Annotated in this window: 18 protein-coding genes; 9 read left to right on the top strand and 9 right to left on the bottom strand. The window is 68.9% G+C overall.

What is annotated here, in order from left to right:
* Positions 1-39: 39 nt before the first annotated feature.
* Complete coding sequence (locus tag MRBLWO12_RS17920) at positions 40-1371, bottom strand: hypothetical protein (protein WP_363557942.1); 1332 nt, start codon at positions 1369-1371, stop codon at positions 40-42.
* A gap of 149 nt (positions 1372-1520) precedes the next feature.
* Positions 1521-3698 (bottom strand): DEAD/DEAH box helicase, encoded by a 2178-nt coding sequence (locus MRBLWO12_RS17915; RefSeq protein ID WP_363557940.1) that lies wholly within the window; start codon positions 3696-3698, stop codon positions 1521-1523.
* A gap of 349 nt (positions 3699-4047) precedes the next feature.
* Here MRBLWO12_RS17915 and MRBLWO12_RS17910 point away from each other — a divergent pair, with 349 nt between their 5' ends.
* Entirely contained in the window at positions 4048-4944 is an 897-nt protein-coding gene (locus MRBLWO12_RS17910; RefSeq protein ID WP_363557938.1) for an aldose 1-epimerase family protein, read from the top strand.
* Positions 4945-5065: 121 nt separating this feature from the next.
* Here the strand turns inward: MRBLWO12_RS17910 and MRBLWO12_RS17905 are convergent, their stop codons facing one another.
* The 4 genes from MRBLWO12_RS17905 to MRBLWO12_RS17890 all read right to left on the bottom strand — a co-directional run bounded on the left by MRBLWO12_RS17905 (position 5066) and on the right by MRBLWO12_RS17890 (position 9692).
* Positions 5066-8266 carry an efflux RND transporter permease subunit gene (locus MRBLWO12_RS17905; RefSeq protein WP_363557936.1) on the bottom strand — a complete coding sequence of 1067 codons (3201 nt, stop codon included), beginning with the start codon at positions 8264-8266 and terminating at the stop codon, positions 5066-5068.
* 15 nt (positions 8267-8281) lie between these two features.
* Positions 8282-8869 (bottom strand): TetR/AcrR family transcriptional regulator, encoded by a 588-nt coding sequence (locus tag MRBLWO12_RS17900; RefSeq protein WP_363558644.1) that lies wholly within the window; start codon positions 8867-8869, stop codon positions 8282-8284.
* An 86-nt stretch (positions 8870-8955) separates the two neighbouring features.
* A complete protein-coding gene (locus tag MRBLWO12_RS17895; protein WP_363557934.1) occupies positions 8956-9318 on the bottom strand; it encodes a fluoride efflux transporter FluC in 363 nt (120 codons plus the stop codon).
* A complete protein-coding gene (locus MRBLWO12_RS17890) occupies positions 9315-9692 on the bottom strand; it encodes a fluoride efflux transporter FluC (protein WP_363557932.1) in 378 nt (125 codons plus the stop codon). The genes MRBLWO12_RS17895 and MRBLWO12_RS17890 overlap by 4 nt, the downstream gene beginning before the upstream one ends.
* Before the next feature lie 86 nt (positions 9693-9778).
* Between MRBLWO12_RS17890 and MRBLWO12_RS17885 the strand changes: the two genes are divergently transcribed.
* Entirely contained in the window at positions 9779-11308 is a 1530-nt protein-coding gene (locus tag MRBLWO12_RS17885; RefSeq protein WP_363557930.1) for an FAD-dependent oxidoreductase, read from the top strand.
* Between the two features lie 7 nt (positions 11309-11315).
* On the opposite strand, the gene MRBLWO12_RS17880 is transcribed toward MRBLWO12_RS17885, so the two are convergent.
* The 3 genes from MRBLWO12_RS17880 to MRBLWO12_RS17870 form a co-directional block, all read right to left on the bottom strand.
* Positions 11316-12116, bottom strand: coding sequence for a nitroreductase family protein (locus MRBLWO12_RS17880; protein ID WP_363557928.1), 801 nt, complete (start codon positions 12114-12116; stop codon positions 11316-11318).
* Between the two features lie 4 nt (positions 12117-12120).
* Positions 12121-12495 carry a hypothetical protein gene (locus MRBLWO12_RS17875; protein WP_363557926.1) on the bottom strand — a complete coding sequence of 125 codons (375 nt, stop codon included), beginning with the start codon at positions 12493-12495 and terminating at the stop codon, positions 12121-12123.
* A gap of 192 nt (positions 12496-12687) precedes the next feature.
* A complete protein-coding gene (locus MRBLWO12_RS17870; protein WP_363557924.1) occupies positions 12688-13557 on the bottom strand; it encodes a MerR family transcriptional regulator in 870 nt (289 codons plus the stop codon).
* A 200-nt stretch (positions 13558-13757) separates the two neighbouring features.
* Here MRBLWO12_RS17870 and MRBLWO12_RS17865 point away from each other — a divergent pair, with 200 nt between their 5' ends.
* The 7 genes from MRBLWO12_RS17865 to MRBLWO12_RS17835 all read left to right on the top strand — a co-directional run bounded on the left by MRBLWO12_RS17865 (position 13758) and on the right by MRBLWO12_RS17835 (position 18569).
* A complete protein-coding gene (locus tag MRBLWO12_RS17865; protein ID WP_363557922.1) occupies positions 13758-13970 on the top strand; it encodes a hypothetical protein in 213 nt (70 codons plus the stop codon).
* Positions 13971-14032: 62 nt separating this feature from the next.
* Positions 14033-14755, top strand: coding sequence for an ABC transporter ATP-binding protein (locus tag MRBLWO12_RS17860; protein WP_363557920.1), 723 nt, complete (start codon positions 14033-14035; stop codon positions 14753-14755).
* On the top strand, positions 14752-16173 hold the full coding sequence (locus MRBLWO12_RS17855; RefSeq protein WP_363557918.1) for a hypothetical protein: 1422 nt from the start codon (positions 14752-14754) through the stop codon (positions 16171-16173). The genes MRBLWO12_RS17860 and MRBLWO12_RS17855 overlap by 4 nt, the downstream gene beginning before the upstream one ends.
* Complete coding sequence (locus tag MRBLWO12_RS17850; protein WP_363557916.1) at positions 16157-16471, top strand: hypothetical protein; 315 nt, start codon at positions 16157-16159, stop codon at positions 16469-16471. The genes MRBLWO12_RS17855 and MRBLWO12_RS17850 overlap by 17 nt, the downstream gene beginning before the upstream one ends.
* 1 nt (position 16472) lies before the next feature.
* Positions 16473-17000, top strand: coding sequence for a hypothetical protein (locus MRBLWO12_RS17845; RefSeq protein ID WP_363557914.1), 528 nt, complete (start codon positions 16473-16475; stop codon positions 16998-17000).
* A 112-nt stretch (positions 17001-17112) separates the two neighbouring features.
* Positions 17113-17952 (top strand): DUF4097 family beta strand repeat-containing protein, encoded by an 840-nt coding sequence (locus tag MRBLWO12_RS17840; RefSeq protein WP_363557912.1) that lies wholly within the window; start codon positions 17113-17115, stop codon positions 17950-17952.
* Positions 17949-18569 (top strand): PadR family transcriptional regulator, encoded by a 621-nt coding sequence (locus MRBLWO12_RS17835; protein ID WP_363557910.1) that lies wholly within the window; start codon positions 17949-17951, stop codon positions 18567-18569. Before MRBLWO12_RS17840 ends, MRBLWO12_RS17835 begins: the two co-directional genes overlap by 4 nt.
* The last annotated feature ends 120 nt before the right edge of the window (positions 18570-18689 follow it).

Raw genomic sequence — 18689 nt, 5'->3', positions numbered from 1 at the left:
CGCGGCGTGTCTTGACCCCTCAGCGACCGCCAGCCGCGCTCAGAGGTCGGGCGCGTCGTTCCACGCCTCGACGAAGGCGTCCTTGTCGCCCCAGCCGTTCACCAGCTTCACGTTCAGCTTGCCGGTGACGTCGAACGAGTAGAGCGCGCGGTCCTTCTCCGGTCCCCAGCTCGTCGAGCCGAAGATCTCGGCCTCCTGGTCGCGCAGCGCCGCCGTTTTGATCGCCGGGACCACTGCCGCCGCATCGGCTCCGTGCTCGAGCACCACATCGAGCTCGAGCGGACCGATCGCGGCGGATCGCACGCCCTCCGTACCGGCGAGCGCGAGCGCCCGCTCGAAGTTCTCGACGAAGCCGTTCTCCTTCATGGTCTTGCCCGTGGCCCACGTGCCGGGTTCGTCCTGCTTCAGCACGAACAGCTGGAGAGAGTTGAACGCCTGCAGGTCGGGCGTCGCGAGGAGCGCCTGCTGCACCATCGCCGCAGATTCGGCATCGGTCGTGGTCACCGACAGGTGCAGCGCCTTGGGCCCATGCGTATCGATCGAGGCTCCGACGACACCGTCGATCGGCGTGAGGATCGCGCTGAGACGCCCAGCGAGGTCCTGTTGCGGCGCGGGGGCACTGATGATGCCGCTGATGAGGCTGACCCCGACCCCCGAGTCGCCGGCGTTCAGCGCATCGACGACCGGTGTTGCGGCGGCGGCCCCTTCGACGGAACGCATGCGCAGCGACAGCGACTCATCGTCGAGCGTGTACCTCTGAATCGGGGCGAGCGCCGCCACCTCGACGACAGCCTCGAGCGCGGGCTTCACTCTTTCGGGGTTCCTCGTCTCCACGGTCGACCGTTCGTGTACATCCGAGACCTTGAGCTGCAGTCCACCCGTCAGAGGTCCTGCGGCAGCCGCATCCGCCAGCGGCATGACCACGGACACCGGCTCCACACCCGCTTCCGCGACCGCCTCGATGCCGAGCGCATCCTCGGAGGACCACACCTTGCCCTGGAGGATGCCGTCCACGCCGACGAGTTCACTCACAGCGTGCGCGAGATCCGCTCGCTCACCCGCATCACCGCTGAGCGTCCACTGCCAGGCGCCGACCCGCAACCGCAGCGCGACATCGTCATCGGTCACGGACTCGGTGAGATCGTTCAGCCGTCCGGCGATACCGGCAAGGTCAGCGGGTGGCGTCGAGTCGTCGAGAGTCACCTGGTACTCGCCGTCGGCCGTCTCCTCGATCGACGCGACGGCCGGGTCCTTCGCGACCTGCTCCTCGAGGTCTTCGGACTTCCTGGCGCACCCGGCCAACGCCGTCAGCGCGATCACCCCTCCGAGCAGCAGAGACACACCACGAACGATCCCCCGGTTGTTGCGCATTACTCCAGGCTATGTGGATATTCCGCGGAGTGCGTAGGGCAGGAATACCCATCGCCCGGTTCACAACTCAGGATGCAAGACAGCGAAAGGGCCCGAAACACGTGGTTCCGAGCCCTTTCGGGTGTCATGTCCTGAGTTGGGAAGGCGGATCAGCTCGTGAGCTGAGCAGCGGTCGGCACGCGACCGGCGATCTCCTCGATGATGTCGTCGTTCACACGCGCGTTCTCGAACGGCGCGTCGATCTCGGCGCGGTCGAGCATCTCGGTCATCCGACGCTGACGCTGGCGCGTGATGAGGGTGACGACGCGTCCCGTGCGACCCGCACGGCCGGTGCGGCCGGAGCGGTGCAGGTACGTCTTGTACTCGTCCGGAGCATCCGCCTGCACGACCAGGTCGATGTCGTCGACGTGGATGCCGCGGGCGGCGACATCGGTCGCAACCAGCACGTTCACGCGGCCGGAGGTGAGGCGCTCCAGGTTGCGCGTGCGCTTGGCCTGGTTCAGGTCACCGTGCAGCGAGACCGCGGGGATGCCGGCGTCGTCGAACTGCTCGGCGAGCATGTCGGCGTAGGCACGCGTGCGGGCGAAGACCAGTGTCTTGCCCTCACGGTCGACCAGCGCGGTGAGGATGTCGGCCTTGTCGCGGTGCTCGATCACGAGCACGCGGTGCTCGATCGTGCTGGACCCCTGGTCCTCACCGGCGACCTCGAAGACCGCGGGGTCCACCAGGAACTCGTCCACGAGCGCCGCGACCTCACGGTCGAGCGTCGCCGAGAACAGCAGCTTCTGGCTGCCGTCGGCCGTGTGGCGCAGGATGCGCTGCACGGGCTCGACGAACCCGAGCTCGCACATGTGGTCGGCCTCGTCGAGCACCGCGATGCGGCAGTCCGAGAGGTCGAGCTTGCCCTGGTTGATGAGGTCCTCGACGCGGCCGGGGGTGCCGATCACGATGTCGACGCCCTTCTTGAGGGCTCCGACCTGACGGCCCTGCGGGACGCCGCCGTAGATCTGCGTGGTGAACAGGCCGACGCTGCGGGCGATCGGCTGGATCGTGCGGTCGATCTGCAGCGCGAGCTCACGCGTCGGCGCGAGGATGATCGCCCGCGGGGAGCGACCGAACTCGCGACGCTTGCCCGCCTGCGACTGCAGCACGCGCTCGACGAGCGGCGCACCGAAGGCGATGGTCTTGCCGGAACCGGTACGGCCACGGGCGAGCACATCGCGTCCTTCGAGGACGGCGGGGATGCTGGCGGCCTGGATCGCGAACGGCTTCGCCGCCCCCAGACCGGCGAGGGTCTCGACGATGTTCGAGCCGAGGCCCAGATCGCCGAAGGTCACATCGGCGACCTCCACGGCCTGCACGGACTTCGCCTCGAGGCGCTCGTGTACGACATCCTCGCCCTGCTCGAACTTGGCACCACGGCTCGGGGCAGTCGGTGCGGCGTTCCAGTTGTTGCGGCTGGGACGCTCGTTGTGCGCCGGACGGCCACGGGTGTCCGAGGTCAGCGGACGCACGCGCTCCGTGCGGTAGGCGCCGCCGGCCACGGGGCGGCTCCGCTCACCGGTGCGGGGACGCTCGTCCCGTCCGCCGTCGAACGACCGCTGCGTGCGGTCGCGGTCGAAGGAACGGCGGGCGCGGTCGGCGTCGAACGAACGATCCGAACGCTCGGCGCCGCGCTGCGGGCGGTCCCCATAGCCACGGGTCTGAGCCGCTGCGCCCCGGTCGTCACGACGCGAGCGATCATCGCGGTCGAAGCGCTGTCCGCCCCGGTCGTCACGACGCGAGCTGTCGCCGGAGCGGTGGTCGCCGTCGCGGAAGCCACGGCGCTGATCGCCCCCGCTCGAGGGGCGCTCGTCGCGGCCGAAGCGCTGACCGCCGCGATCATCCCGGTACGTGCCAGGACCGGTGGGGCGCTGAGCACTGCGGTCGTCGCGACGCGGACGCTCGTCGCGGTGGTGCGGGGCCTCACGGCGACCGGACTCTGCGCGGTTGCGGATGCCGCGGGCCTCGTCGCGGCCGGCACGCTCCTGCGCACTCCAGCGCTGCTTCGGTGCGCCGCCCTCGGCCTCGGCCGGACGGTATCCGCGGTGTCCGGCGCTGCGGCTGCCGGGACGACGGTCGTATCCACCGGCCGCGGGCGCGCTGCGGCGCTCACCGGCATCCGACCGTCCGCCGCGGTCGTCCGTGCGTGCGCCGCGCTCGGGGCGGGCGCCATCACGCGCGGGTGCGCCGTGGTGACGGTCGTGGAACGACGTCTTGTTCGCGCCGTAGCGCGGTTCGAAGTTGCGGGCCGGACGCCCACCCTGGGGCTTCTTGCTCTTAGGCATGGTGCTTCTTTCGTTCTCGCACGAGAACAGCGCCGCGCGCACGCGCGCACCCGGAACGACTCACGGGCCGATCATGGAGCTGGGGCTATTCATGTGATGGTTCATGCGCGTCGATGGACGCTCACCATCGGCCCCTGGACTCACACTTCAACACTAAAACGTCTGCGCACTGCGCAGGTGTCCGAAGCCGACCGCACCACTTTAGCGGACGCGGCTGAGAGAGTGCCCGACGCCCACGGTCCACAACTCCTCAAGAACACGCGCCGAGGGCGTGATCCGTGGCCGGATCGGGTCACGCGCGCCAGTCCTGGAGGAGTTATGAACACACCAGGGGCCCTACGATGACGGAGTGAGTACCGCATCCCCCACCGGCACCCAGATCGCCCTTCAGCTCGGCGAGGTCACGGCGCAGATCGCTCAGGTCGGCGCGTCCCTCCGCTCGCTCCGCATCGGCGGCGTCGACCTCGTGCCCCCGTATCCCCTCGCCCAACCGACTCCCGCCTGCTCCGGCGTGGTCCTGGCGCCCTGGCCGAATCGCGTGCGCGACGGACGATGGGACGACGAGGGCACCGCGCGCCAGCTCGCCATCACCGAGCCGAAGCTGTCGAACGCGAGCCACGGTCTGCTGCGTTTCACCGCCTACGAGATCGCGCAGACGGAGTCGGCCGTCACGCTCAGCGCGACGATCGTGCCGCAGACCGGCTACCCCTACCTGATCGAGACAGCCGTGACGTATGTGCTGACGACGGACGGCATCGAGGTGACGCACACTCTCACCAACCGATCCGAGACTGCGGCGCCGGTCGCGCTCGGCACCCACCCGTTCGTGACCATCGGCGACGTCGACCCGCAGGACCTGGTGCTGCGGGTGCCCGCCGCCACGCAGTTCGAGACCGACGACCGGATGCTCCCGACGGGCACCGCAGCGGCTCCGCAGAACCTGCGCGACGGCATCCGGCTCGGCGACGTGACGCTCGACACCGGCTTCACCGACCTCACCCGCGACGCCGACGGCCTGGTGCGGCACTCGCTGACCGCGCCGGACGGCCGCCGCGTGAGCCTCTGGCAGGGCGAGGGCTTCGACTTCGTGCAGGTGTACACGACTCCCCGCTACCCTGGGCAGTCGCTCGCGGTGGCGATCGAACCGATGACGGCGCCCGCCGACGCCTTCAACAGCGGTCTCGGCGTGCGACGGCTCGCGCCCGAGGAGAGCTGGATCCTGCACTGGGGCATCACGCTGGACTGATCGCGCGCGCGGGCCCGCCGCCCCGCGTTCACAATTCAGGACGATCCGGCCCCGCCGCCCCGCAGACAGATGTCTGCAGAGGCGCGAGGCCGGATCTTCCTGAGATGCGTACGACCGGCGACTACTCCCCGCGCTCGCGCAGCTCGCGGCGCGTCAGCTGGTGAGCCGCCGCCGCCTCAGCCGCCTCCGACTGCGGACCGTGCACGGCGGCGACCGCGGCTGCGGCATCCGCGCCGGCGAGCACCGGCACGGACGCATCGTCTGAACGCCCCGCCTTGCGCGCCTGTCGACGCTCCTTGGCGCCTTCGACGAGGTTGTACAGAGTCGGCAACACGATCAGCGTCAGCACGGTCGACGAGAGGAGTCCGCCGATCACGACGATCGCCAACGGCTGCGAGATGAATCCGCCATGTCCGGTGATGCCGAGCGCCATCGGAGTCAGGGCGAGGATCGTCGCCAGCGCCGTCATGAGGATCGGGCGCAGACGCTTCTCGCCACCGGCCTTGACCGCCTCGACGGTCGACAGCCCCTTCTCGCGGTATTGATTCACGAGGTCGACGAGCACGATCGCGTTGGTGACCACGATGCCGATGAGCATCAGCACACCGATCAGCGAGGCCACACCCAGCGGCACACCCGTCACGATCTGCAGCAGAATCGCGCCGGTCGCCGCGAACGGCACCGAGACGAGCAGCAGCAGCGGCTGGCGCAGCGACTTGAAGGTCGCGACCATCACCACGTAGACGATCAGGATCGCGGCGAGCATCGCGAGTCCGAGCTGCGAGAACGAGTCGGCCTGCTGCGAGGCGACGCCGCCGACCTCGGCCGACGCGCCGTCGGGCAGGTCCACAGCGGCGAGCGCCTCATTGACGGACTGCGTCGCGACGGCGAGGTTGTCGGTACCGGGCGGCACCGTGACCGTCGCAGTACGGCGACCCTGCTCGGTGGTGATGGAGGTCGGACCGTTGCGCTGCTCGACGGTCGCGATGTCCTGCAGCTGTACGACGCCGAGCGGGGTCGGGATCTCGAGGGCCTTGAGCGCGTCCACCGTGGTGGGCGGCTCGGGTGTGACCAGGTACACGGTCAGCGCGGTGTCGTCGATCTCGACGGATCCGAGCTGCTGCGGGCGCATCGTGTTCGACACGATCGAGCCCACGGCGACCTCGGACAGTCCGCGCTGTGCCGCGGCTTCGCGGTCGACCACCACGGCGATGTACGGCAGGGCGGCGGCGAGGTTGTCGGTCACCTGGCTGATGCCCTCGCGCCCGTCGAGCTCGTCGACGACGGCCGAGGTCGCCGTGTTCAGGTCGTCCGCGTTCGAGGCGGACACGGTGATCTCGATGTCGCTCGAGCCGAAGCCGGCCGACGCCGCCACGGCGACATCTCCGACCTCATCGCCGAGTCCGTCGATCGCATCCTGCACCTTCGTGCGCAGCTCCTCCTGGTCGACGTCTCCGTCGGTGAGCACCGAGTAGGTGATGCCGGCGCCGCCGGAGAAGGCGTCGCGCAGGGCGGATCCGCTCGATCCGATCGACGCCTGCACGTGCTCGATGCCCGTGATGTCGAGCAGCGCGTCCTCCACCGCGACGGCGGCGTCGGACTTGGCCTGCAGGCTCGCGGTCGGGCCGAGGTCCTGCGTCACGGTCATGGTGTTCTGACCGCTGTCTCCGAGGAAGTTGATCTTCATCAGCGGCGCGGCGGCGAGGGTGGCACCGAGCACCACGACCGCGAGGATCACGGTGATGCCGGAGTGCTTCAGCGTCCACCCGAGGATCGGACGGTAGGCGCGCTGCAACCGCGTCGGCGGGGCATCGGGGTGCTCGGGATCGATCGCGTTGCCGCTGTCGTCGAGCAGCTCCTTGCCGGGCTTGAGGAACCAGTAGGCGAGCACCGGCACGATGGTCAGGGCGACCAGGAGCGAGGCGACCATGGCGATCGTCACGGTCATCGCGAACGGGCGGAACAGCTCGCCTACCATGTCGCCGACGAACATGATGGGCAGGAACACGGCGACCGTGGTGATGGTCGACGCAGTGATCGCCGCCGCGACCTCGCGCACCGCGAGTCGGATCGCATCCCCCTTGTCGGCATCGCCGACGTAGTGCCGTTTGATGTTCTCGATCACGACGATGGAGTCGTCGACCACTCGACCGATCGCGATCGTGAGCGCACCGAGCGTCAGCACGTTCAGCGAGTAGCCGAACGCCTGCAGACCGATGAACGTGATCAGCACCGAGGTGGGGATCGAGATCGCGGTCACGAGCGTCGAGCGGATCGACAGCAGGAACACCAGGATGACGATCACCGCGAACACGAGACCGAGCAGGCCCTCCGTTGCCAGGGTGTCGATCGACTGCACGATGAACGGCGCCTGATCGAAGATGATCGTGAACTCGGCATCCGGGAACGCCTTGCCGATCTCGTCGAGCGCCGCGATCACGCCCTGCGACACCTCGACCGTGTTGGCGGCCGGCAGCTTGGTGATCGAGATCGACAGCGCATCCTTGCCGTCGACGCGCGAGATCGAGGAGACCGGGTCAGACTCCTGCACGACCGTGGCCACATCGCCGATCGTCAGGCTCGTGCCGACCAGCGGGAGAGCGGCGATCTCGTCGACCGAGGTGATCTTCGCACCGGTCTGCACCGTGAGCGTCTGACCGTCCTGCGTGATGTCACCGCCGGGGAACAGCGTGCCGTTCTGCTGCAATGCCGAGCTGATGGCCTGCGTGCTCTGGCCCTCGGCCGCGAGTTTCGCGACATCCGGGGTGATGCTGATGCGCTGGCCGATGCCACCGACGATCTGCGCGGCGTTCACACCGTCGACGTCTTCGAGTTCGGGGATCGCGATGCTCTCGAGCTCGGCCTGCGCGTTCTCGGCGTCGTCGAACCCGGTCACGGCGACCTGGATCACCGGGAAGTCGTCGATCGCCACCGCGAGCACCTGCGGGGTCACGTCGTCCGGGAGCTCGGAGGAGATGCGGTTGATCGACTGCTGGATCTTCTGCTCCGCCGTGGCGAGGTTCGTTCCGTACGCGAACGTGGCCTGCACGATGGAGGCGTTGGTGGTGCTCGTCGCGGTGGTGCCCTCGAGTCCGGGCACGCCCTGGATCGCAGACTCGATCGGCGTCGAGACGTCGTTCTCGACGACCTCGGGCGAGGCACCGGGGTAGGTCGTCATGACCACGAGGTTGGGAAGCTCGAGCGAGGGGATGAGCTCCTGCTTGAGGCTCGTGAGCGCGAGGCCGCCGAATACCGCGGCGACGATCGTGATCAGGGCGATGAGCGCGCGGTTCTTCAAGCTCAGGACGGCGAGATTCGACAAGGCTGTTTCCTCGGTTCAGGGTGCGGGCTGCGCGGCAGGTCGGACGGATGCGGGTTCGCCGAGGATGCGCTGCAGTGCGGTCTCGATGAAGGGACGGTCGAGCGGGGCGTCACGGATCTGCGCGCTCCACATCACCCCGTCGATGAAGATCGTGGCGGCCATCGCGCGCTCGGCGCCGTAAGCCGGCTCCAGCATGCCGGTGAGCTGCTCGGAGAGGTGGCGCGCGAGTTCGCGAAGCCGGGGATCGTGGACGGCGGCGGTGACGACGGCGCGATCGGCCTGGACGGCGCGCGCATCGTCGAGGCCCTCCGCGATGAGCGTGGCGAGCACGGCGGGGCTCACTCCCTGCGCGGCGAGCACGGCGCGGACGCCCTCGAGCCGTCCGTCGACCTCGTCGGCGAGCATGCCGAACGCGGCGGTGCGGAGGTCGTCGAGCGTGTCGAAGTACTGGGTGGTGGCACCGAGCGGGACTCCGGCTCTGGCGGCGACCAGACGGTGCGTGAGCGCGTCGGTGCCGACTTCGACGATGAGTTCGGCTGCGGCCTGCGCGATCTCCCGGCGGCGCGCCTCAGGGTCGCGACGGCGACGCGCGACTTCCCCCATGACCACCCCCGGAACACCTGTACATGTACGTTTGTACATTCTCGCGGTGAGAGGTTGCTGAGAGCCCTCCGCCGTGCTACCCGCGCTCAGCGCAGCACTGTCCCGAGGGCGATCCCCAGGCCCGCCGCGATCAGGCCGAGCGCGAGCATCCCGATCGCGTTGACGGCGGCCGACCGCCCCTCCCCGTCTCGCCAGAGTGCGACGGTGTCGAGCATCGCGGTGCTGAATGTGGTGTAGCCGCCGAGGAGCCCGGCGCCGAGCACGAACGCCGCGTCGGGGAGTGCGGTGGCCACGAGCCCGAGCGCGAACGAGCCGGAGATGTTCACCAGGAAGATGCCCCAGGGAAACCGTCGCCCGGCGAACCGCGCGACGCCGAGGTCGGCCAGGTAGCGCAGAACCGCACCCACCCCTCCGGCGAGCGCGGCGGCAAGGAACAGCAGGGGGTTCATGACGCTGCCTCTGCGTGCCGGGGGCGCCCGAGGCGCAGGCCCAGAGCGGCGGCGCCGAGACCGAGCATGAGCGAGCCCAGCGCGTAGGCGACGGCCACGATCGGCATCTCCGCCCACAGCGCGAAGGTGCCCGTCATGAAGGCGCTGTAGGTGGTGAAGCCGCCGAGGACGCCGGTGCCGATGAGCAGGCGCAGTTCGTGCGACGCGGGCAGGCGCCCGGCGAGCACGCCGATCAGCAGTGCGCCCAGGACGTTCGCGATCAGCACCGCGGTGGGGAATCCGCCGTTCTCGGGGACCAGGAGTCCGAGCCCGAGCCGGGCTGCCGTGCCGACGGTGCCGCCGAGGGCGACCAGGAGCACGCGGCGGAGGTTCACGGTGGCCACTGTAGTCCCCACTGGCAGCGTGCCACGGGAATGTCAAGGCGGTGGGTGTCGGCCCGTCGTGGGCGTTGACTGAGCACATGAACCCTCTCTGGAAGACCGGCGCGCCCCTCCCCCTCGGCTCGGACTTCTCGCCGGGCTCCCGGCACGACGTCGTGATCGTCGGTGCGGGGATCACCGGACTGACGACGGCGGTGCTGCTCGCGCGGGCAGGACGCGACATCGCCGTGGTCGATGCCGGGGGCGTCGCGGAACTCGCCACCGGCGGGAACACCGGCAAGCTCTCACTGCTGCAGGGCCACCAGCTCGCCGAGATCCGCCGCCATCACCCCGCGGCGCTGGTGCGGGCGTACGTCGAGGCCAATCGGGCGGGGATGGACTGGCTGACGGCCTTCGCGGATGCGGCCGGTGTCTCGTACACGCGCCGCACCGACCACTCCTATGCGCAGGGGCGCGGCGGACTCGAGCTGCTGCAGGCGCAGCACGATGCCGCGCGGGAGGCAGGGCTGCCGACGCGGATGATGGCGCCGGAGGAACTGCCGACCGTACCCTTCCCGATCTCCGGCGCAGTCGCCCTCGACGACCAGGTCGCGATCGACCCCGTGCAGATCGCGCGGGCATTGGCGGAGGAACTGCTCGCGGCGGGAGGGACGCTGCACACCGGGGTACGGGTCACCGGCGCCCACGCGTTGCCAGACACCCGCATCGAGACGGCGGGCGGGCCGCTGTTCGCTCATCACATCGTGATCGCGACGGGAAGCCCGATCCTCGACCGCGGGCTCTACTTCGCCAAGATCCGCGGGCTGCGCTCCTACTGCGTATCGTTCCGCGTTCCGGGTGAGCTTCCGGAGGGAACCTTCCTCTCCGTCGACGGTCCGACCAGATCGATCCGTTCGGTGTCAGCCGCCGACGGTCCGGTCGGCACGGCGCAGCTGGTGGTCGGAGGGAACGGTCATCCGGTCGGCCGCTCGGACGGCGAGAAGGCCGCAGTCGAGGACATCGTGTCCTGGACGCAGGCGCATTTCCCCGGCGCCGAGGAGACGCATCGGTGGTCGGCGCAGGACTACGAGTCGCACAACCTCATCCCCTTCGTCGGCGCGATGCCCCGCGGCCTCGGGCGCATCCGCTTCGCCACCGGGTACGCGAAGTGGGGCCTGTCGAACGCGCCGGCCGCGGCGATGCGCCTGACCGCCGAGATCCTCGGAACCAGTTGGAACGATCGACCGCGATGGATGAACACGTTCGCCACCCGCCTGACCATGGCCGCCGACCTCGTGCGCGGTGCGACGGAGGGCGGCAAGGTCGCTGTCGCGCTCGCGTCAGGGTGGTCGGAGGCCGAGTCCCGATCCGTGCCGATCCCTCAGCCCGAGGAGGGCGAAGGCGTCGTGGCCAACCGTGCGGGCCTTCCGGTCGCGATCTCCACGGTCGACGGCGTCACGCGTGCGGTCGACGCCGTCTGCCCGCACCTCGGCGGCGTGCTGGAGTGGAACGACGCCGAATGCACGTGGGACTGCCCGCTGCACGCCTCACGCTTCTCCCCCGACGGCACGCGCATCGAAGGTCCGGCGCTGCGCGACCTGAAGGAGCTGCCCCGCACGGGTCGCCGCTGAAGCGCGGTCACTCCGGCGGAGCATCCCACCCCTGCTGCGGGGTCTCGCAGCTCTCCCGGAACACGTACTGCGAGGCGAGGCGACGCTGGCTGCTCGACCAGTCGATCGCCGGACGGCGCTGCTCGGGCGGCAGATAGCCGAGACGGTAGACCGCCATCAGCTCCAGGTCGTCCGGCACGTGGAGCAGGCGCACGATCTCGTCCCACCGGCCCGGCACCTCCATCGGGAACGAGATGAACTGGATGCCCATGCCGAGCTCGACCGTGGTGAGCCAGATGTTCTCCATGGCCGCGCCCATGCTGAACACCGAGTAGAACGACGACAGCTGCCCCGGCCGGTACTCGTTGCGGTCGAGCATCACCCCCAGCAGCAGCGGCGACCCCGCCACCAGCTTGCGATTCTCCGCACCGAGCGTCTTGGGCACCCCGAAGGTGTTCATGAGGGTCTGACCGCGCTTGGTGAAGACCTGACTCGTGAAGGGCCGCAGCGCCGCGGGGAGCTTGTCGAACAGCATCCCATTGCGCTTCTCGTCCATCTCGGCCTGGCTGAACCGGAAATACGGCTTGTAACGCTCGAAGAACGTGCCGTTCGACATCGCCTCCGTCATGCTCTCGCCCGAGATGCGCGCGATCTGGTCGATCGTGTCGCGGCTCTCGATCACGACGAAGCGCCAGGGCTGGCTGTTCAGCTGCGACGGCGCTCGCCCCGCCGCCTCCAGGAGTATCCGCTGGTGCTCCTCCGAGACGGGGTCGGGCAGGAAGGGGCCGTTCGTGGTCTTGCGGCGGCGGATGGCATCGAGCAGTTCCATGCGATCACTTTCGGTCGGTGGGACGCCACGCGCACACGAGGCCCGCGACGATGAAAGGGGCGGCGGCGAGAGCGGTGAGCGGATGCCGACGGCTGCGGCTTCCGAGGTAGGGGATCGCGGCGAGCGGCATCGCCGCAGGGGCCAGGGCGAGCGCCGCGCGACGGCTCGCGTACTTCGGCCGCCCCCACAGCACCGCGGAGAACGCAGCGGCGGATGTCACGCAGGTGGCGATGTACATCGCGTGGTGCAGCCAGCGGAAATCGCTCGTGTCGATGACCCTGGCGGCGACAGCCGAACCGAGGGCGACATTCGCGGTGTAGGCGGCAGCCGCCGCAGCGAAGAGCGGTGCGGCATCGGTGCGTCTGCGGCGGGGGGCCATGGCACGACACTACGCCCAGCGTCGGCATCCGATCTCGGCCTTGCCGTGGCGTCTCGAACTGTGCAAAGCGAGGCTCGGTCGTCGCGAGGTCGAAAGCGCACCGCCCGTTGCGCGCGGGGTCGAAAGCGCACCCGAATCGACTGACTCCGATGCGTTTCCGACCCCGCTCACGTGCCGACGCGGTTCAGGCGGCTACAGGTTGCGGTCCGCGAAGATGCGGAGCGCGTCGCGGACGAACTCCGCACCGCGGGTGCCACCGTCGGAGGTGGCGTAGTTGGCGCCGAAACGCGGGTCGGCGACATACATCTCGCCGAGTCCGGTCACGTACCCCTTCACGTCGCCGGAGGGGGCGCTCGCCGGGGTGCCGGGGATGCCCGTGAGCCACTCGACGTGACGACGCGCGATGTCCTGCGCCTCGGCGGACGCCGGGTCGACTCCGCCCTCTGCGGCGGCGATCCAGTCCCGTCCGAGGTCGGACACGCGCTGCTGCCAGTCGACACGCTCTGCGTCGGTCATGCCGCGCCACCAGCGGTCGCTGTCGGCGTAGGCCTTCTTGCCCCAACGTTCCTCGACCTCCTCCTTGTACCGGGTGTGGTCGAAGCCGTCGAACATGTTCTCTGCCATGAGTTCTTCACCTCCTCTCAATGCCGTGATGGTGGATTCGACCGAGGCGATCTGACGCATCAGTCGGCTCTGCTCCTCGCGCAGCAGCGCGAGATGGGTCTCGAGCGCGGATGCTTCGGCCACCAGGGCCGCTGAGCCTGTCGTCCCCTGGGTCCCTGAGCCTGTCGCCCCCTGGGTCCCTGAGCCCGTCGTCCCCTGGGTCCCTGAGCCTGTCGAAGGGCCGAGGATGTCGGCGATCTGCGGCAGTCCCAGCCCGAGCTCGCGCAGCAGCAGGATGCGCTGCAGGCGCACCAGAGCCTGCGCGTCGTAGTGCCGATAGCCGTTGTACGCGATGCGTGTCGGCGGCAGCAGCCCGATCTCGTCGTAGTGACGCAGCGTGCGGCTGGTGGTGCCGGCGAGCCGTGCGATCTCCTGGATGGACCAGTCCGTACCGTCCATCGGCTCCTCCTTCTGTTGTTCTCCGAGCGGATGTCTCCACGGTAGAAGTTGACGCTACGTCAATGTCAAGTGTGTCGTCATCTGACAGCATTTACGCTACATGTGGGGGCTGTTCTCTCGTCCGAGCCGTGTCACGATCGGTCTCACCAAATGAAAACCGGAGGTGATTCATGTCCGTAATGACGGCTATCGAACCAACGTTGGTTCGCAGGCGCGTTCAGGATGCACTCGATGACGCGATTCTTCGCTTCGACGGCTGGTGGCTCGTGCTTCTCGCCGCGCTGCTCGTGTTCGGGGTGGCGTTCCTCGCTTCGCTCGCGCTGTGGTGCTTCTTCTCGAACGGAGGAAGGCGCTTCTCGGGCAGTTGGAAGTGGGGCAAGAGCGGCGTCTCCGTCTGGCTCGAGTGCATCTGACCCCCACCCCTCCGTGCACCGACGAAGGTGCACGGAGGGACCAGCAGGAAAGGACCACCGGCATGCTGCTCGACGTCTCAGCCGTGTCATTCGCCTACACGAGGCGCGCGCCGGCACTCCGCGACGTGTCGCTCGTCGTCGAGCGCGGGGAACGGGTGGGCCTCGTCGGCCCGAACGGCTCCGGTAAATCCACGCTGATCCGCCTCATCGCCGACCTCCTGCAGCTCGGCCACGGCAGCATCCGCATCGATGGCAGATCGCACCAGGACCGAGCCTCGCGCGAGAGCCTGGCCTACGTCGCGAGCAACGACTACCTGCCGCAGTTCCTCACCGGGCGCGAGTACGTGGATCTGATGCATCGCCTGTACCGGGTGCGGCCGGATGACGCGCGGCTGGATGACCTGTTCGCCCGGTACCAGATGGAAGCGCGTCAGTTCGATCTCATCGAGGACTACTCGCACGGCATGCGCAAGAAGGTCCAGATCATCTCGAGCCTGCTGCTCGAGCGCCCGCTCACGATCATCGACGAAACCCTGAACGGGGTCGACGTCGACTCCCTGTACGAGTTCGAGAACGATGCCCACCTCATCGGGAGCGACCGCGGCCTGCTGCTGTGCAGTCACGACTTCCGCCTGCTCGAGGCGGTGTGCGATCGCATCATCGTGCTGTGTCGCGGAGCGATCGCATTCGATCTCCCGCTGCGACAGGTGCAGGGCGAGTTCGGATCGGTCGACGCGCTCGTCAAGCAGGCGATCGGCGCCTCGCACCCGAGAACGTCGCCGTGAGGCCGGCTCTGGAGCTGGCCGGCTTCCTCTTCCTGTTCCTCGTCCGGCGCATCCTCCGCCAGGGCGTCCTGCGCTCGCTGCTCTTCCGCTGGACGCTGGGGCTGACGATGCTGGTGGCGTTCGTCGCCTTCTGCGCGTTCGGTGTGGTGACGATCAGGCAGCTGATCGACGACGCCGCGCTGCTGTCACCTCTGCTGCGCGTGGCCGGAGTCTCGGTGCCGCTGTGGGTCCTCGCCATCTTCACCGTCGTGCGGGTGATGTTCATGAAGTCGAGTGACCTCGTCGAGCTCACGTACTGCTTCCCGCTGACGAACCGTGCGCGCACGCTCGGCTTCATGCTGTTCGAGGCGCTGCTCGTCGGGATCGGCGTGAGCCTGATGCTCGCGGCGCTGATCGCCGGAACCATCTCGATCGGCGGGCTCGGGATCCTCGACGACGTCGTGACCTGCCTCATCATGCCCACCGTCGTCACCTACCTCCTGGCCAGCGTGTACCACCTCGCGCTGGAGCGTCTCCTGATGCGCTTCCGCCTCGCCCGACTGAGGGCGTTCCTCGTGCCGCTGGTCCTGGCCGCGACCCTGGTCGCCCTCTACGTCGCCGTCTCGGCCCAGTCTGAACCGGTGCTCTTCGCCGCAGCAGGACAGGGCGACGACTACTTCGCGATCCAGCTCGTGTTCGCCGACATCGCCACGACCCACGGACTCGTGATCGCGACCGCGGCCTGGCTCGCCGCGGTCGCGCTCCTCGTCGTCGCCGTCTGCGCCACGGCGCCGCGCCAGTTCGACCCCACCCGACGCTTCGCCCTGGTCCCCCGACTGTTGGGAGACACCGAGTTCGGAGCCTATTTCGCCGCACACGCGCGCGCGATCGAGACCATCACGGTGAGCGGCATCGTGCTGGCGGGGTCGTACGCCCTCTTCGTGGCCGATATCCGACTTCCCCCGTTCCTCCTGATCGCCGTCACGATCCAGGCCGTGTACGCCTATGTCGCGACCGAGCCGCTGCGCGCCTGCGGCCCTCCTCGCCACAGCCCGATCCGACGCTACCTGCTGCTGCTCGGTCCCCAGCTGGCGATGCTCCTGCTCATCGCGATCCCGACGGGTGTGCTGTCCGCGCTCACCGGCTCGAGGTGGGACGAGATCCTCCTCGTCGTCGGCTTCTGCGCGTCGAACCTCGTCATCCTCACGCTCGCAGGCATCGCGTTCCCGCCGGAGAAGGGGAACCCGTTCTCGGTGGTCGTCGGTGTCGCCGTAGCCGCACTCGTGACGGGAACACTCGCGATCGGCACGAACCTCCTCGGGCTCCCGGCCTGGTTCAACATCGCGACGATCGTGCTCCTCACCCTTGCCGCCGCCGCACTTTCTCTCACCGGAATGCAGAAGATCGAAAGGACAGAACGTCATGAAGTGGTTGTTTAGGACCGTCGGGAGCGCAGTCGCCGCGCTCGTCATCACGGCGGGAACGGCGGTCATCACCGCCATCTGGCTCATGTTCTCGGGAGGGGCCGCCGAAGGCCGACGAGTCGGCTACTTCGGGTCGATCTTCGTCGAGGTCCAGCAGAGCCCCGATGCATCGACCCAACTCGGCGTCGGGCTCAACGACCCGATCCCCCTCGGCATCACCTTCGTCGTGATCACGCTCCTCCTCCTCGCCGTGATGGCCGTGCACGACCAGCTCCGCGCGCGGAAGAAGGCGCTCCTCGCCGCCGCCGACTGACGTGTGGTCGCGCACCGTCGACCGCATCCGACCGCGCACCGCGCTCAGGTGGCTCCTCCCCGCCGCCTGGCCGGTGCGCCTCGTCTTCTGGGCCGCCGCGGCAGCGACCCTGCTCGTCGCGGCCGCCTCCGCGCAGCCCGCGATCGCCCTGGCCGTCCTCACCCTCATCACCCATGACGTCTTCGGGCTGTGGGCATCGTTCGCGATCCACGAACTCGGCCACGCCATCGTATTGCGAAGAGCGCCCGGAGTCTCCGCGCTCACACTGGAGCGCACGCCCCTGCGACTCTCCGTCACCCCGCACGGCTCGATCCGCGGCCGCGACGCCTTCTTCGCCGCGGTGCTGGGCCCCCTGTGCTGCGTGGCGATCGGCACACTCCTCTGGGCGCTCGTGCCCCAGTCGCTGCTGCACATCTGGTACCTCGCCCACGGGATCTTCCTCACGCCGCTCTTCAGCGACGGCCGTACGATGCTCCGGTCCGCGCGGGCGTGGCGCGCCTGGCTCCCCCTGCGCGGTCCGGCACCCTGAGAAGCCGGTGTGAGAACAGCCGAGAGAACAGAAACCTTGACATAGTCACGATATATCGTGTTACCGTACAAACACACGATATATCGTGACCATCGACACAGGAGAAGCAGACATGACCGAGAAGTGGCTCATCGCCCCCGGCGAGGAACGCGTGATCGACATCGAATCCGTCACCCGACTCAAGGTGGGTCTGGTCGGCGGTCAGGTCGACATCATCGCCCACGACGAGCCGGGCATCCGCATCGAGGTGCACGGCGTCACCACGAAGGACCTCCGCGTGGAATCCCACGACGGCGAGGTCGAGATCGACCACCCGCAGCTGGGCTGGGACAACTTCCTCGAGGTGTTCCGCAACTTCGGCTCCGGCGGACCCCGCGCCGAGGTGAGCGTCGCCGTCCCGCGCGCGATCGCTCTGAACCTGGGAGTCGTCAGCGCCGGCGCGCTGGTCTCCGGCATCCGCAACGACGCCCGTCTCAACACCGTGTCGGGCGACATCATCGTCGACACCCTGATCGGCGACCTCACCGTCAACTCCGTCTCGGGCGACGTGCAGGTGCGTGGCCTGACGGGCTCGATCAGCGCGAACAGCGTCTCCGGTGACGTCGCAGTGACCGGAGCGATCCGCAAGGCGACGGTCGACATCGTCTCGGGCGCCACTCTGGTGGACGCCGCGGGCGACGTGAACACCATCAACGTCAACTCGGTCTCCGGTGGCACCACGGTCCGCCTCGATGAGTCGCTCGCGGCGAACTACGTCATCCGCTCGCTCAGCGGCCGGCTCCTGATCGACGGCGTCGAGCGCAGTTCCTCCGGCCCGAGCAACTACACCGGCTCCACAGGCGAGCTCGCCGGGCGCTTCGTCGACCTGCGTGCGAACTCCGTCTCGGGCGGCGTCACCGTGCTGCGCCGCACCCCCGCCACGATCACCGAAGACGCGGAGTGGGAATCATGAGCCCTGCTGTCTTCTCGCACGGCGACCTGCGCCTGTACCTGCTGTCGCTCCTCGCGGAGTCGCCGCAGCACGGATACGGCATCATCCAGGCGCTCACGGATCGCACCGGCGGCACGTACACGCCGAGCGCCGGCACGATCTACCCGCGGCTCGCGAAGCTCGAGGAGGAAGGCCTGGTGACCAAGACCGTCGACGGCCGCACCACGATCTACGCGATCACCGACGCCGGACGCGCCGAGCTGCAGTCCCGCGAAGAAGACCTCGCCGGTATCGAATCAGGTCTCGCCGATTCGGTGCGACTGATCGCGAACGAAGTGCGCCAGAGCGTGCAAGACGCGATGAAGAGCCTTCGTGCCGACCTCGCCGCCGCCGAGCAGGGCGAGCGCAGCTCCGCGAAGTCCCGGCCCCGCGCCGCCTCCGACGACGCGCGCGTCGCGAGCCGCGAGGAGATGCACCGCGCGGATGCACTCATCAACGCCTTCCGCGCCCAGGTGCGCACCGACCTGCGCACGCACGTGGCGAAGGGCGGCACCCTGCCGTCATCCATCGTCACCGAACTCGAGCACGCGCTCGACGCGGCGTCCCGTGCCGTGACAGTCGGCCTGTCTCAGCTCTGAGTTCGACGTCGCGGCGGACAGCCGCGCGCAGACGAAGCTGGCACCTCTTGCCGGAATGAGCATCGCATTCCGGCGAGGTGCCGACTTCGTGCGGGGCACGCGCGCAGATCCGGGTCGCGA

Source organism: Microbacterium sp. LWO12-1.2, from assembly GCF_040675875.1.
Taxonomy (GTDB): Bacteria; Actinomycetota; Actinomycetes; order Actinomycetales; family Microbacteriaceae; genus Microbacterium.
Note: the sequence above shows the minus strand (reverse complement) of the source record. Positions and strands in the feature narration are given on the sequence as shown.

Coding starts and splice junctions, on each gene's coding strand:
- MRBLWO12_RS17920 (WP_363557942.1), bottom strand. CDS start 1,371: ATGCGCAACAACCGGGGGATCGTTCGTGGTGTGTCTCTGCTGCTCGGA.
- MRBLWO12_RS17915 (WP_363557940.1), bottom strand. CDS start 3,698: ATGCCTAAGAGCAAGAAGCCCCAGGGTGGGCGTCCGGCCCGCAACTTC.
- MRBLWO12_RS17900 (WP_363558644.1), bottom strand. CDS start 8,869: ATGGGGGAAGTCGCGCGTCGCCGTCGCGACCCTGAGGCGCGCCGCCGG.
- MRBLWO12_RS17895 (WP_363557934.1), bottom strand. CDS start 9,318: ATGAACCCCCTGCTGTTCCTTGCCGCCGCGCTCGCCGGAGGGGTGGGT.
- MRBLWO12_RS17885 (WP_363557930.1), top strand. CDS start 9,779: ATGAACCCTCTCTGGAAGACCGGCGCGCCCCTCCCCCTCGGCTCGGAC.
- MRBLWO12_RS17880 (WP_363557928.1), bottom strand. CDS start 12,116: ATGGAACTGCTCGATGCCATCCGCCGCCGCAAGACCACGAACGGCCCC.
- MRBLWO12_RS17875 (WP_363557926.1), bottom strand. CDS start 12,495: ATGGCCCCCCGCCGCAGACGCACCGATGCCGCACCGCTCTTCGCTGCG.
- MRBLWO12_RS17870 (WP_363557924.1), bottom strand. CDS start 13,557: ATGGACGGTACGGACTGGTCCATCCAGGAGATCGCACGGCTCGCCGGC.
- MRBLWO12_RS17860 (WP_363557920.1), top strand. CDS start 14,033: ATGCTGCTCGACGTCTCAGCCGTGTCATTCGCCTACACGAGGCGCGCG.
- MRBLWO12_RS17850 (WP_363557916.1), top strand. CDS start 16,157: ATGAAGTGGTTGTTTAGGACCGTCGGGAGCGCAGTCGCCGCGCTCGTC.
- MRBLWO12_RS17840 (WP_363557912.1), top strand. CDS start 17,113: ATGACCGAGAAGTGGCTCATCGCCCCCGGCGAGGAACGCGTGATCGAC.
- MRBLWO12_RS17835 (WP_363557910.1), top strand. CDS start 17,949: ATGAGCCCTGCTGTCTTCTCGCACGGCGACCTGCGCCTGTACCTGCTG.